The organism is Colwellia sp. F1, assembly GCF_056238625.1.
Genome location: NZ_JBWDLI010000007.1, coordinates 155,001 through 167,999, shown reverse-complemented (window position 1 = coordinate 167,999; position 12,999 = coordinate 155,001). Strand labels below are relative to the sequence as shown.

Annotated in this window: 15 protein-coding genes; 8 read left to right on the top strand and 7 right to left on the bottom strand. The window is 37.6% G+C overall.

Annotated elements, in window-relative coordinates:
- Window positions 1-72: 72 nt before the first annotated feature.
- Window positions 73-678, bottom strand: a complete 606-nt coding sequence (locus AC0UA9_RS08705) for a peroxiredoxin (protein ID WP_475659301.1) — start codon at window positions 676-678, stop codon at window positions 73-75.
- A 139-nt stretch (window positions 679-817) separates the two neighbouring features.
- The gene (locus tag AC0UA9_RS08700; protein ID WP_475659300.1) at window positions 818-1,162 is read right to left on the bottom strand and encodes a Grx4 family monothiol glutaredoxin; all 345 of its coding nucleotides are present in this window, start codon (window positions 1,160-1,162) and stop codon (window positions 818-820) included.
- 315 nt (window positions 1,163-1,477) lie between these two features.
- Between AC0UA9_RS08700 and sodB the strand changes: the two genes are divergently transcribed.
- Window positions 1,478-2,062 carry a superoxide dismutase [Fe] gene (gene sodB, locus AC0UA9_RS08695; protein WP_475659299.1) on the top strand — a complete coding sequence of 195 codons (585 nt, stop codon included), beginning with the start codon at window positions 1,478-1,480 and terminating at the stop codon, window positions 2,060-2,062.
- Window positions 2,063-2,235: 173 nt separating this feature from the next.
- Here the strand turns inward: sodB and fadR are convergent, their stop codons facing one another.
- Both fadR and AC0UA9_RS08685 read right to left on the bottom strand, forming a co-directional pair.
- Window positions 2,236-2,949: a fatty acid metabolism transcriptional regulator FadR gene (fadR, locus tag AC0UA9_RS08690; protein WP_475659298.1), complete on the bottom strand. Its 714-nt coding sequence runs from the start codon at window positions 2,947-2,949 to the stop codon at window positions 2,236-2,238.
- A gap of 115 nt (window positions 2,950-3,064) precedes the next feature.
- Window positions 3,065-3,703 (bottom strand): GNAT family N-acetyltransferase, encoded by a 639-nt coding sequence (locus AC0UA9_RS08685; RefSeq protein WP_475659296.1) that lies wholly within the window; start codon window positions 3,701-3,703, stop codon window positions 3,065-3,067.
- Window positions 3,704-3,817: 114 nt separating this feature from the next.
- Between AC0UA9_RS08685 and AC0UA9_RS08680 the strand changes: the two genes are divergently transcribed.
- Complete coding sequence (locus AC0UA9_RS08680; protein ID WP_475659294.1) at window positions 3,818-4,213, top strand: hypothetical protein; 396 nt, start codon at window positions 3,818-3,820, stop codon at window positions 4,211-4,213.
- Between the two features lie 105 nt (window positions 4,214-4,318).
- On the opposite strand, the gene syd is transcribed toward AC0UA9_RS08680, so the two are convergent.
- The gene (syd, locus tag AC0UA9_RS08675; protein ID WP_475659292.1) at window positions 4,319-4,912 is read right to left on the bottom strand and encodes a SecY-interacting protein; all 594 of its coding nucleotides are present in this window, start codon (window positions 4,910-4,912) and stop codon (window positions 4,319-4,321) included.
- Window positions 4,913-4,969: 57 nt separating this feature from the next.
- Here syd and queF point away from each other — a divergent pair, with 57 nt between their 5' ends.
- Window positions 4,970-5,845 carry an NADPH-dependent 7-cyano-7-deazaguanine reductase QueF gene (queF, locus tag AC0UA9_RS08670; protein WP_475659291.1) on the top strand — a complete coding sequence of 292 codons (876 nt, stop codon included), beginning with the start codon at window positions 4,970-4,972 and terminating at the stop codon, window positions 5,843-5,845.
- A gap of 134 nt (window positions 5,846-5,979) precedes the next feature.
- Here the strand turns inward: queF and AC0UA9_RS08665 are convergent, their stop codons facing one another.
- A complete protein-coding gene (locus AC0UA9_RS08665) occupies window positions 5,980-6,297 on the bottom strand; it encodes a PDZ domain-containing protein (protein WP_475659289.1) in 318 nt (105 codons plus the stop codon).
- Complete coding sequence (locus tag AC0UA9_RS08660) at window positions 6,272-7,102, bottom strand: M61 family metallopeptidase (protein ID WP_475659287.1); 831 nt, start codon at window positions 7,100-7,102, stop codon at window positions 6,272-6,274. Before AC0UA9_RS08660 ends, AC0UA9_RS08665 begins: the two co-directional genes overlap by 26 nt.
- A 257-nt stretch (window positions 7,103-7,359) precedes the next feature.
- On the opposite strand from AC0UA9_RS08660, the gene AC0UA9_RS08655 reads away from it, so the two are divergent.
- The 5 genes from AC0UA9_RS08655 to AC0UA9_RS08635 all read left to right on the top strand — a co-directional run bounded on the left by AC0UA9_RS08655 (window position 7,360) and on the right by AC0UA9_RS08635 (window position 12,944).
- Window positions 7,360-8,973: a GGDEF domain-containing protein gene (locus AC0UA9_RS08655; RefSeq protein ID WP_475659286.1), complete on the top strand. Its 1,614-nt coding sequence runs from the start codon at window positions 7,360-7,362 to the stop codon at window positions 8,971-8,973.
- 60 nt (window positions 8,974-9,033) lie between these two features.
- On the top strand, window positions 9,034-10,380 hold the full coding sequence (gene ppnN, locus AC0UA9_RS08650; RefSeq protein WP_475659355.1) for a nucleotide 5'-monophosphate nucleosidase PpnN: 1,347 nt from the start codon (window positions 9,034-9,036) through the stop codon (window positions 10,378-10,380).
- Window positions 10,381-10,382: 2 nt separating this feature from the next.
- Entirely contained in the window at window positions 10,383-11,231 is an 849-nt protein-coding gene (gene xni, locus AC0UA9_RS08645) for a flap endonuclease Xni (protein ID WP_475659285.1), read from the top strand.
- Between the two features lie 20 nt (window positions 11,232-11,251).
- Window positions 11,252-11,647, top strand: a complete 396-nt coding sequence (locus tag AC0UA9_RS08640) for a DUF3192 domain-containing protein (protein ID WP_475659284.1) — start codon at window positions 11,252-11,254, stop codon at window positions 11,645-11,647.
- A gap of 289 nt (window positions 11,648-11,936) precedes the next feature.
- The gene (locus tag AC0UA9_RS08635; protein WP_475659283.1) at window positions 11,937-12,944 is read left to right on the top strand and encodes an isocitrate dehydrogenase; all 1,008 of its coding nucleotides are present in this window, start codon (window positions 11,937-11,939) and stop codon (window positions 12,942-12,944) included.
- Window positions 12,945-12,999 lie beyond the last annotated feature (55 nt).

The following is a 12,999-nucleotide window of genomic DNA, read 5'->3' as shown; positions in this document are numbered from 1 at the left end:
TTTTATTAACAATTCAGTACATCCCTAATGGGTTAACAAACTGAATTACACATTAAGGTTGTCAGTGTAATATTAAAGTTTATCAGCGTTATCTGTTAGGTAAGAAGCAACGCCTTCTGGAGAAGCTGTCATACCTTTGTCGCCTTTATTCCAACCGGCTGGACACACTTCACCGTGTTCTTGGTGGAACTGTAATGCATCAACCATACGTAACATTTCGTCTACGTCACGGCCTAAAGGTAAATCATTAATCACTTGATGACGAACTACACCTTCTTCATCAATTAAGAAAGAACCACGAAATGCAACGCCTGCTTCTGGATGTTCAACATCATAAGCTTGACAAATTTCATGTTTAGTGTCGGCAACTAAAGTATATTGTACTGGGCCAATACCACCTTCGTTAACTGGGGTGTTACGCCATGCGTTATGTGAAAATTGTGAATCAATTGAAACACCAATCACTTCAACACCACGGCTTTTGAATGCTTCGATACGGTGGTCAAAAGCTAATAGCTCTGATGGACAAACAAAAGTAAAGTCTAATGGATAGAAGAACAATACAGCTTTTTTACCTTTTATAGTTTCGCTTAATGTAAAGCTATCTACAATCTCACCACTACCTAATACTGCCGCTGCTGTGAAATCTGGTGCTTGACGACCAACTAATACGCTCATTTTATGCTCCGTTATTTTTGTATAAAGCTATTTAGATAGCTTTAACGATGAAAAATTTATTGTTAGATTTACTACTTCACTACCAATGTAGTGATAATTTAACAAATATCAATTGCACTGCTGATATTTATTTTTACTCTTATTCAGCACTTGGCTGTTCAGAAGTGTTTTTAGCACTTGCTTCTTTTACTAAGGTTTGTAGCTCACCTTGTTGAAACATTTCTAAAATAATATCACAACCGCCAACTAACTCACCTTCAACCCAAAGCTGTGGAAAAGTTGGCCAGTCTGCAAATTTTGGTAATTCAGCTCGAATGTCTGGGTTTTGTAGAATGTCAACATAAGCAAATTGTTCACCGCATGAGATCAACGCTTGAGATGCTTGTGAAGAAAAACCACAGCTTGGTAATTTGGGTGAACCTTTCATGTATAGTAATACGGTATTTTCGCTGATTTGCTCTTTAATGCGTTCAATAGTTTCCATGATAACCCCTAAAAAATAATTAGTTCTAAAAATAATACTCATTACACTGAGTTGAATACACTGAGTTGAATTTTTAGTTAAACTTGCATTGAAAATATAGTGGTGACGAAATTTCACTTTTCAATTCAATATAATAAATACTTAAAAAATAAGTTTATATACTTGAAAAGCTAGTAAGTAGTCCCTATATCTATACATTAGTTATTCAAGATAGTATAAACTTAATACTTGAGTATTTTACTCAAGTTTTATTGGAAAATATACCCCTATTCACGAATAGACTGTAACTTTAAAATAAAGAACTTGGAGAGCACGATGGCTATTGAATTACCTGCATTACCTTATGAACAAAATGCCCTAGAACCGCATATTTCTGCAGAAACCTTATCATTTCACTACGGAAAGCATCACAACACTTACGTAGTAAAATTAAATGGTTTAATTGAAGGTACTGAATTTGCTTCTAAATCATTAGAAGAAATAGTTAAAACGTCTTCTGCGGGCATTTTTAATAATGCCGCTCAAATATGGAACCATACTTTTTACTGGAATAGCTTAAGCCCAAATGGTGGCGGTGAACCAACGGGCGCTTTAGCTGACGCTATTGTAGCAAGCTTTGGCTCTTTCGCTGACTTTAAAGCGAAATTTACTGACAGTGCAATTAATAACTTTGGTTCAAGCTGGACTTGGTTAGTAAAAAATGCTGATGGCAGTTTAGCCATTGTTAATACATCTAATGCTGCAACACCATTAACTGATGAAGGTGTTACACCATTACTTACTGTAGATTTATGGGAACATGCTTATTACATTGATTACCGTAACTTACGTCCTAAGTACATGGAAGGTTTTTGGGCATTAGCTAACTGGGATTTTGCAAGCGAAAACTTTTCAGCTTAATAGCAAAGCTTAAAAAATTTAATAAAAAACGAGCTGTAAAGCTCGTTTTTTATTTCTTTTACTCAGGTTAGCCAGATAACCTAGATTTGGGTTAACACTTGTACTTTAACAACTATTGTTTTGATTTTATCGTTGGTTATGCTTGGTATCAATTGACAACGAACGTAACGGTTTTAATCTTCCGTTAGCTCTTTAAGCACATCAGCTTTTAGTTCTCCCCAAAGCTTCCCAGATTCAACACCGTATTTTCGTACCGCAAAAATGGCTTCATCAAAACGGTTTTCTTGCGCTAGCTCTATTAGTTTTTGGTAGTAGGCTCTAGATATTTCTCGCCCCGTTGGGTGGGCAAAGTATAAACTACCAATGCGTGAATATAGGCCTCTAAAGCCATTTAAGATAAGTAAGTATATTGCGTTTTGTGAAGCAACGACGAGTTCTTTATTTAATTTATAATCAAATTCAGCAAATGCTTCACCACTGTCTTCAACATCAAGGTAAGCACTTAATAATTCGATCGTTTTTTTAGGATTGTTTTTAATAGCGCCACGCACATATATCGCACTAATATTGGTGCGGGCAGATAATAAGTTATCGACTAAATCTGGCACGCCTTCTTGGTCGAGGTGGGCTAATGTTTCTAAAATGTTTAAGCCTGATGTTTCCCAGAAGTTATTCACCTTGGTGGGTTTACCATGCTTTATTGTTAGCCAACCATCACGTGCCAAGCGCTGCAGCACTTCTCTGAGTGTTGTTCTGGTAACACCTATCAACTCTGATAATTCTCGCTCTGCTGGTAAAATTGAGCCAGGAGGAAAACCGCCATTCCAAATAGATTCAACAATATATTGCTCGGCAAATCCGGCAGGGCTTTGAGCTTTTATAACCATACTTGGTAACGACCTAAAAAAAATTAAGGCACTGATTGTACCAGAAGAATATTTTGGTACAAGCCCAATAACAGGCGATAATGTAAACTATACATAAAAAATAACAAATAATTGCTTATTTTCTATAATGAACCATTATTGCGCCAGACACTTTACCCACAGTTAAGTCTTTAATGAATTCATAGTTTGCGCTTTCAAAAAAAGCCCTGAATTTTCCTGAAGTCGCATAAACTGCTACCCCTTGACTGTCACTATGTTCTTTAAGAACAGTATTGACTGCTGCCATTAAGTAATGACCAAAGCCATGATGTTGATGTAAAGGGTGGACGGCAATAAAAGCGAGCATATGAAATTTTTTTAATGGGACTGCTGCAAGTACTGTTTTTTCTTTTTCGATCATTTGCTTAGTACTTAAATAACCCGCAGTAAGTAACATTTTAAGGCGCCAGTGCCAAAACCTTTCGCTGCCTACACTATCGTCAGGGCTATTTAAACAAGCGACACCCACCATAGAATCACCAAGATACAACCCTATGATAGGCTGTTCTGCTTGCCAGAAAGTATTTAGCTCTTCTCTGATAGCCGCTCTTAGCCTTTGTTCATACCCCTCTTTGTCACTGTTAAATATCTCTAAAAATACGGGATCGTCATGATAAGATTGAAACAGCAACGAGGCTGCTAACTTTAGCTCTTTTGCACTAAGGTAGGCTGCTCTTATATCTCGTTCGTTATCTGGCGAAACAGTCTCAGACATAGTAGTTCTCCAATAAAATTACATTACTTGTTAAAACACATATTACCTTAACAGCTTTTTTTAATAATAGGGCAATATAATTAAATACTAAAAACATAGCTAAACTTAAACAAGATGATGCTATTATCGGCTAAAATAGTAGAAAATAATGTATCAGCGATGACAATAAAAGATGAAATATTAATTTTAGCAAATCAAATTGCCAATAAAGGCAATAAACCAACAGTTGCCTTGATCAAAGCGAAATTAACTAAAAGTGTCCCCTTACCCACGATTATTGCAACATTAAAGGTTTGGCAACATGAGCCTGACTTTGCCCTTTTACCTGAAACTAAGCAGGGTAATCTCTCAAAACAAACCAGCAATGACTCAATAGCACCAAGTAGCTTTGTAGATGAGTTACCAAGCGAGTTGCTGGAGATGAAAAATGAATTGATGAGTATGAAAAAAGAAATCCTTGAAGTAAAATCACTTGTTACGCAATTAGTAAAGCAACACACTGTTGACTAACCGATAAGTGATAGTAAGTGAATATTTATGCTAAATTAACATTAAGGCGATACTAGTTATCTTAGCTTGCGCCTAGCTCATGAGTATTCACCTTAAAAAGTGTCGTTACTCACATACTGGTGTTAGTTGAGTAATAAACTCACCAAGGGTGTCAGCTAATTTTTTATGCGGCTTACAGCCGACACGCTCTACCCAGACTGCGCCGGTATTATTGTCAAGAGAAATAATAATATCCTCTTCGTCTGTCACCGCAAAAAATATAGTTTCTGTTTGTTTTAACCGCCGTTTCATTAAAATATGGCCAATTAAATTTTCTTGTAAGCGTTCAAAATCAGCTTTATTCCATGCAAACAATAACGACAGCCCGCCTTCTTCACATGTTGCTGTAAGGCTGTCGCTAAAAAATGTAGTAAAGTACGTTTTAATATCTTGATGTAAGGTTATTGCTAACGCAGTTTCTACGTTATCAAAACTTAACGCTTGTTCAACCTCCATATTTATCGGTTGCCAATACACCTCTCCCGGTAATAACTTTGTTGTGTCTTTCACGTTAGAAACTTCACAAGGCGAAGGCCACTGTGTGTCGTGCTCTATTTTAGGTAAATGCGAATGCCTATTTTGGTATTGATTGACGTATTCTCTAGAGAATTGCTGCAATATTTCGACTAAACCGGCTTTATCTTGATTTGATGATGTCATCTAATTCAGAGATCCTTTAACATAGGGTATGAACATTTTCATAGCATAAGAAAAAATATGGCAACCTACCAAAACTCAAAAGAACTTAGCAATCTAACGCTTGGTAAAGCGACCGAATATTGTAGTGAATATAACCCAAATTTATTACAAGGGGTACCAAGAAGCTTAAATAGAGATGAATTATCACTAGCGCCCGACTGTTTGCCCTTTATTGGTGAAGATGTTTGGTATGGCTATGAATTATCGTGGTTAAACAACAAGGGAAAGCCTATAGTGGCCGTAGCCGAGTTTCGTTTTGCCTGTTCTAGCCCCAATTTAGTTGAGTCTAAGTCATTTAAATTGTATTTAAATAGTTTTAATCAAAGTAAATTTGCTAATGTTGATGAAGTGCAAAACATACTGGTCAAAGATTTATCGGCGACTGCTGGCACACAAGCACAAGTAAAGCTATTCTCAGTTGAAGAGTGTTCCGCGCTAACGATTAATACTAATAAGCCAGACGTTATTTGCATTGATGATGCAGATATCACTGTAGATAACTACCACTATAACGCAAAACTGTTGAGCCAAGCACAAAAAAACATTGTCGATAGCGCCCCTACTGCCGATGTTGTTAGTGAAAACCTTGTTAGTCATTTACTTAAATCAAACTGCTTGATTACCAACCAACCAGACTGGGCAAGTGTTTATATCAGCTATAAAGGACGGCCAATCGATCACAGTGTTTTATTACAATATTTAATATCGTTTCGCCAACATAATGAATTTCATGAGCAATGTGTTGAGCGAATTTTTTGTGATTTACAACAATATTGCCAGTTAACAGAATTAACGGTATTCGCCCGCTATACCCGCCGTGGCGGTCTAGACATAAACCCCTTTAGAAGTACTCATATCAGCTCTGCTCCAGCAGCAAGAACATTAAGGCAATAGGGCTTTTGTTTCTCGTTAGAGGTAAGTGATTAGCTTTGCTTACTTCTAACTTGTTATCAGTACTTTTAAGCGTTGACTTAGCCTACTCTGACTCAAGGCTCAACTTTTATTCTCAACACAGATAGTTAGCATTATTAAGCACCACCTTTTGGGAAAGCCACTCCTGTCCAGTATTCAAAGAACGCTTTTTGCACTTTACTTGCATTAGCTAACGGCATAACCCTTAATTGTTTTTTTGGCTTATTGGCTAAGGTTATTTTCTTAGTTTCTAACTTATCTCGGCGAAAAAAGGTGACACTAACTTGATCTTCCGGCTTATAGTCATTTAACCTGTTTGCTAAGTGTGTATTTGCTATGCGCAAACCATCAACAGCCACAATAATATCACCTAAGGTTAAACCGGCCTGCCAAGCAGGACTGTTTTTTTCAACAGCGAATGTGCTCAGTCGCACCACGTGCTCCACTCGTTGCATGTACCATAAATACATAACGCTTAAAGGGAGTATCATCCCAAATATATTTACTTTGCTGCACTAACGTTTTTAAATCAGCCACGATTTTTGCACTGTTATAATTGCCTTCACCCCAGATAACTAACTCATAATTACGCCCTTCTACCGAGAATTGATGATGCTCGTTGAGCCCAGTTTCAATGGGGGAGTCCACTAGAATGTCATAATTTTTAGCAATAAATCGCTGTATATTGTTGTTGCGTTGTTTACTGCTTGGTTTTTTACGTATATTTTGACTACTTTCAAGCCCAGAAACACTGCGCCAATTCGCAGGAACCTGCAAGTCGACAATATGCTTTGTATCACGAAAAGCGTCGTGATACATCACCACCGCTGAAGCATCGAGAAAAGCATGGCTGTCATCAATATGGCGAGTTCTCAGGGCTAACTCATTAGCATAGACCTGATAGCTCAACTGAACTTTTTTATTTAGCGTACCCCGAACTTGCCAAGTGTCTTTATCTACTTTATCCCACTGTAGTTGATTACCATTACCATCCATAGCTGCAAAACCACGAATACCATTGGCCAGGTTAAGTATCTCATAACGTCCTGTCCGCCATGCAGGCAAATGAAAACTCGCGCGTTCTGTAGCTAAACTGTCAAATATAATATGTACTTTTGCGTAATGATGTTGGGGTTCGTCAATCGTGATAGCAACGAAAACACTCGCGTATATATTTGTAGAAACCAAGCTGCAAACAACGGTTAAAAACGTTTGTAATAAAAGAGATTTTTTAATCATTTTCAACTAAACTTCCTTTAAGGTACTAAACGGAACTAGGACGGAACGCGATAAGGTTAAGCTTAGCTAACTTACTAAAAATAAATTAAGTCAACTCAACAATAAAGTACGACTAAACCACTAGATTTACATTTTAGTCATAACGACCAAGAATACTGTTGATAACCCTACGCGTTATACTGTAAATTATGAGCTGCATAAGTAATCACCTTGGCTGCTAGTTGTGACTAGATAAAACATAAGGAATGCCCTGCAAAATGATACCTAAAACTGTTGCTGATAAAAAATCAAAAACATTACAAAATCGACTTAATGCAGCAATAGCATCTAGAGCTTCGCTTGAGGAAGACTTTAAAGCGCAGTCAACTATGTTAATTGAGTTTATTAATAAGTTATCTCAAGTGTTAAAAGGTATTGACTTAAAACTCGATAATCGTCTGGCGCAACTGCGAGGGTTATTTGCTAGAACAGCCCCTGTATCTGATGTTGAATTAAAGATTAATGAAATATCTAAGTTATTACAAAAACACACTGCAGCCAACGAAATAAACATTACTCGGTTGCATACACAGTTTAATAATGCAGGCCAAAACTTACAAAAAATAACGGGGTTACCCAATAGTTTACGAAGAGATTTACGTGAATTATTAACTGAAAACCAATCAACAAAAGAAAGCGTAACCCAATATGCTCCTCTGTTTAGCCAGCTACTAAACTTTTACCACTTAACGTTGCAAACAAAGCTTAATACTAGCGATAATAATCTAGCAGCGCAAAAAAAAGCTAATGTAGCAAAGAGCGCTTCATTGCCTGAGCATACTAGCGCTAGCGCTGTAAACAGCAAACTGATAAAAGAAATATCCTCATGTTTAAGTAAGTTACCATTATCAACTCAGCACACGAAAGAGTTATTAGCCATCAATAAAAAGCTGGTAAAAGATACAAAAAATGATGATGTATTACAAAGATTTATTGAAATATTTGACATAATCGTTGCCGACTTACAAGATGAGAGAGACCACGCTAAGAACTTTTTAAATACATTAAGCGAAACACTAACAAGGGTGCAAGATGCCGTAAAAAGCACGTTATCAACTTGTGAAACTGCGAAAAACACTAACGATAAAATTAATCAAACCCTGCAAGGGCAGTTGCTTGACATGAGAACCTCAGTTAAAGAAGCGCTTTCTCTCTCGCAAGTAAAAGTTGATATTAATAGCAAAATAAGCAATATAGCCAAAACATTAGAAGAGAAAACCAAATTAGAGCTAAATAACCAACAAGTATTGTCTGAACAACTCCATGATATGGCTAAAAAGGTTGAGCAGCTTGAACAACAAAGTAAAGAGTTTGAAAGTAAGCTAGCCGAACAACAGCGTAAGAGCATGCAAGACTCTTTAACTAAGTTAAGTAATCGTGCAGCTTTTGACGAATACTTCACCCAGTGTATGGTGAGCTACCACCATAAACCTATTGATTTAGCTATAGCTGTGATGGATATAGACGACTTTAAGGGTATTAATGACACCTACGGCCATACAGCTGGTGATAAAACCTTACAAGTTATTGCCAATACTATACAAAAGAAAGTAAGCAAAGGTGTCTTTGTGGCGCGCTATGGTGGTGAAGAGTTTGTACTGATCTACACAAACCATAAAGAAGCTGATTTTATCAATGAATTAAACGTATTAAACAAGAGTGTTGCCCGCTTACCGTTTAAGTTCAAAGAAAATAATGTCAGTATTACCTTATCTATCGGTGCTACGCATATTAACCCAGAAGACAATATACATACCGCATTTGAACGCGCTGATGAAGCAATGTACAAAGCGAAAACACAAGGAAAAAACCAAGTTGTTTATTTTAAATAACATAACACGCGTTATTAAAACTTGGTTTAATATTCACTCTACAAAATAAAGGAGTTCCCCATTCAAACTCAACTAAATCCTGTCGGAAACATGAACATTCTGTCACAAGCAGAGGTTGACCAATTACAACAATCTTCAGCTAGTGAACTTTATAACCTTTATCGAAACTGCTCGCTTGCCGTGCTCAATGCTGGCAGCCACACTGACGACGCGGAGCTAATATATCAGCAACACAAAGCGTTTACTATTGAAGTGCTCAGGCGTGAGCGTGGGGTTAAAATAGACTTAAAAAACCCTCCTGAACACGCGTTTGTTGATGGTAAAATAATACGGGGTATACGTGAACATTTATCAGCTGTTTTGCGTGATATTTTATTTATCCATAACCCTTATCAGCACATGCATTGCGCTCCTGACTCACTAACGGATGCTACGTTTGGTATTCTTCGTAATGCTAATGCTATTTTGCCAGAAACAGAGCCTCGTTTAGTAACCTGCTGGGGCGGACACTCTATTCCTGAAAACGAATACAAATATACCAAAGCTGTTGGGTATCAATTAGGTTTACGTCACTTTAATATTTGTACCGGTTGCGGGCCAGGTGCTATGAAAGGCCCGATGAAAGGCGCAACGATAGGCCATGCGAAACAACGCAACAAAGAAGGCAGATACTTAGGTTTAACCGAGCCTAGTATTATTGCTGCAGAACCACCTAATGCGATTGTAAATGAGCTAATTATAATGCCTGACATTGAAAAACGTTTAGAAGCGTTTGTGAGAATGTCACATAGCATTATTATATTCCCAGGTGGTGCTGGCACCGCTGAAGAACTATTATATATTTTAGGCATTTTGCTCAACAAAGAAAATAAAGACCAAGTACTCCCTATTATTTTAACGGGCCCTGAGAGCGCTAAGGAATACTTTAACGAAATAGATGCCTTTATTGGCGCAACCTTAGGTGAAGAAGCACAAGGTTTATATAAAATTATAATTAACGACGCTGAGCAGGTTGCTCAGTCTGTAACAAAAACGCTTGATAGTGTGCTGACATATCGCAAAGAAACTGGTGATGCTTTTCATTTTAACTGGTCTTTAGTGATCGAGGATGACTTTCAACAACCCTTTGAGCCAAGCCATGAGAATATGAAAGCATTAAATATAAGTCACGACTTGCCTACCGCAGAGCTTGCGGCAAATTTACGTAGAGTCTTTTCAGGTATTGTTGCGGGCAATGTTAAATCTGAAGGAATAAAAGCAATTAGAGAGCATGGCCCTTTTCAAATATCAGGTGACAATAACATTATGGTATTAATGGATAAATTACTCGCCTCTTTTGTCAGCCAAGGGCGGATGAAACTACCTGGTAGTAACTACGTTCCTTGTTATCAAGTATTAGAGAGCTAGGCATGTCTGCTCACTTGGTGTTAATTGACGCGCTAAATTTAATCCGCCGAATTTATGCGGTACAAGAGCGTCCATTTGTTCAGAGCCAACTTGACGGTGATTTAGCAGAAAAAACACAACAACAGGTTTTATTTAATACGTTACAAGCCTGTAGTAAAGCGCTAGAAAACATACTCAACGCCCAGCAAGCGAGTCATGCGCTTGCTGTGTTTGATAGCCAAAACCCTTGCTGGCGTTATACCTTATACCCTGATTATAAAAAAGGTCGCAAAAAAATGTCTGTGCATCTAGCAAATGCACTGCCAAGCATACAAGATGCCTTTTTTAACCTTGGTGTAGACTCATTACTTTCTGAAGAAGATGAAGCGGATGATCTGATTGCGACTATCGCAACTAAAATGGCGTTGCACGGCCAAAACGTGACTATTATTTCTACTGACAAAGGTTTTTTACCCCTATTAAGCCCAAATATTCATATTTATGACTATTTTAACCGCCGCTATTTAGATGAAGATTATGTTAAAGATAAGTTTGATGTTAAACCAACACAACTGATTGACTTATGGACATTAACTGGTGATAACACCAATAAAATCCCCGGTGTTATGGGTATTGGTCAAATCACCGCGGCCAGTTTACTTAATGAATATGGCTCTCTTAATGCGCTATTAAGTAGTGAAACATTAAAACCGACAATAAAAGAGAAGCTCGCTGCCAGCGGTGAGCAAATAACACTCAGTAGAAAACTACTCACACTTAAACAAAATATTCCCCTTGGTTTTAACCTGAAGGATATTAGGTTAAAACCAGCAGCTCCCAAAGACGAAAGCCAACAATTAACAGCATTATAAAAAAACACCAAGGCGGCATAATGAATAAAAAAATTTTAACGCGCATATTTATTGCGTTGGCTGTTTACGGTATTTTTGTGTTATTGGTGGTGTCATTCTACGACGACAGTCCCAACAAAATGCAATGGGAAGATAGAGAAGCTTACAACAAACAGTTTATAGCTAAATTACAGCTTGACAACTTCACTTTTGAACAGGCATTAAACCAGCTTGGTAGCCCTGACATTACGGAAGCAAGAAAAAGTGGCAATAATTATTTTCAAGTGATGTTCTATCGCACCCAACACGTTAAATCAGACGGAATAACCACCCAAGAAGAGTGTACTTTTTTATTCTTTGTTAACGGCGTATTGAAAGAGATAGGTTTAGGCAGTAATTACCCTAAGCACTGGGCTATTATTGACCGCCATCAATAATGGAAGGCAACGCTGCTTAATGCAAACACAAACAACAGTGTTAAATAAACCTAGCATTAAAACAACTTATTATGCTGCGTATATGAATAATTATCTTAGCATTCAGTAAGTAAATATTACAAATAAAAACACCGAATACGTAACAGCGTTACTTACATGATATAAAGCACAGCATAAATACTAGATCAATAGCCTTTTAGTGCCTCCTTGCCTAGTATTGTACAAAAACATTACTTTATTAACTATAGTTAGTTAAGTAGCCCCCCTTTTTACCACAAGGCAAAAACACATGACCAAACAAACTATTACTGTGATCCCTGGCGACGGGATTGGCCCAAGCATTATTGATGCAACAATTAAAGTTTTAGATAAGGCCGGTTGTGACTTTACTTATGAATTTGCTGATGCTGGCTTAACCGCATTAGAAAAACATGGTGAGTTAGTACCACAAGAAACAATGGATCTTATCGAAAAAAACAAGATCACCTTAAAAGGCCCATTAACGACCCCTGTTGGTGAAGGCTTTACTTCAATTAACGTAACTTTACGTAAGCAGTTTAAGTTATACGCGAATTTACGCCCTGTATTATCATTTAAAGGGACTAAAGCGCGTTATGACAATATAGATATTCTCACCGTTCGTGAAAACACCCAAGGCATGTATTCCGGCGCAGGCCAAATTACCTCTGAAGATGGTACGCATGCAGAAGCAACAAGTATCGTTACCCGTGATGGCGCAGAAAAGATTTTAACCTTCGCCTATGAAACAGCTCGTAAAGAAGGCCGCAAAAAAGTAACCGCAGTACATAAGGCGAATATTTTAAAATCAACCTCTGGTTTGTTTTTAAAAGTAGCGCGTGAAGTTGCGGCGCGTTACCCTGATATTGAATCAACCGAAATGATTGTTGATAACTGCTGCATGCAATTAGTGATGAACCCTGAACAATTTGACGTTATTGTTACGACTAACCTTTTTGGTGATATTTTATCTGATCTATGTGCTGGTTTAGTCGGCGGTTTAGGTATGGCTCCAGGTGCTAATATTGGTGAAAACTGTGCAATTTTTGAAGCTGTGCATGGAAGTGCTCCTGATATAGCAGGCAAAAACATCGCTAACCCTACTTCTGTTATTTTAGCGGCTTTACAAATGCTTGAATATTTAGAGATGAGCGATAAAGCCGACAAAATTAGACAAGCGTTAACAGATGTTATCGCCAGCGGTGATCGCGCGACCCGTGATTTAGGTGGTACGCACGGTACAACTGATTTTACTGAAGCGTTACTGGAAAGACTATAAACTCAAAGTTTTTTAAGTGGCAAGGTTATAAGTAGCGTTCAAATAAACCATTGAC

Bases quoted from the DNA above. Each gene is read 5' to 3' on its own strand.
- AC0UA9_RS08705 (WP_475659301.1), bottom strand. From the start codon at position 678: ATGAGCGTATTAGTTGGTCGTCAAGCACCAGATTTCACAGCAGCGGCA.
- AC0UA9_RS08700 (WP_475659300.1), bottom strand. From the start codon at position 1,162: ATGGAAACTATTGAACGCATTAAAGAGCAAATCAGCGAAAATACCGTA.
- sodB (WP_475659299.1), top strand. From the start codon at position 1,478: ATGGCTATTGAATTACCTGCATTACCTTATGAACAAAATGCCCTAGAA.
- fadR (WP_475659298.1), bottom strand. From the start codon at position 2,949: ATGGTTATAAAAGCTCAAAGCCCTGCCGGATTTGCCGAGCAATATATT.
- AC0UA9_RS08685 (WP_475659296.1), bottom strand. From the start codon at position 3,703: ATGTCTGAGACTGTTTCGCCAGATAACGAACGAGATATAAGAGCAGCC.
- AC0UA9_RS08680 (WP_475659294.1), top strand. From the start codon at position 3,818: ATGATGCTATTATCGGCTAAAATAGTAGAAAATAATGTATCAGCGATG.
- syd (WP_475659292.1), bottom strand. From the start codon at position 4,912: ATGACATCATCAAATCAAGATAAAGCCGGTTTAGTCGAAATATTGCAG.
- queF (WP_475659291.1), top strand. From the start codon at position 4,970: ATGGCAACCTACCAAAACTCAAAAGAACTTAGCAATCTAACGCTTGGT.
- AC0UA9_RS08660 (WP_475659287.1), bottom strand. From the start codon at position 7,102: ATGATTAAAAAATCTCTTTTATTACAAACGTTTTTAACCGTTGTTTGC.
- AC0UA9_RS08655 (WP_475659286.1), top strand. From the start codon at position 7,360: ATGATACCTAAAACTGTTGCTGATAAAAAATCAAAAACATTACAAAAT.
- xni (WP_475659285.1), top strand. From the start codon at position 10,383: ATGTCTGCTCACTTGGTGTTAATTGACGCGCTAAATTTAATCCGCCGA.
- AC0UA9_RS08640 (WP_475659284.1), top strand. From the start codon at position 11,252: ATGAATAAAAAAATTTTAACGCGCATATTTATTGCGTTGGCTGTTTAC.
- AC0UA9_RS08635 (WP_475659283.1), top strand. From the start codon at position 11,937: ATGACCAAACAAACTATTACTGTGATCCCTGGCGACGGGATTGGCCCA.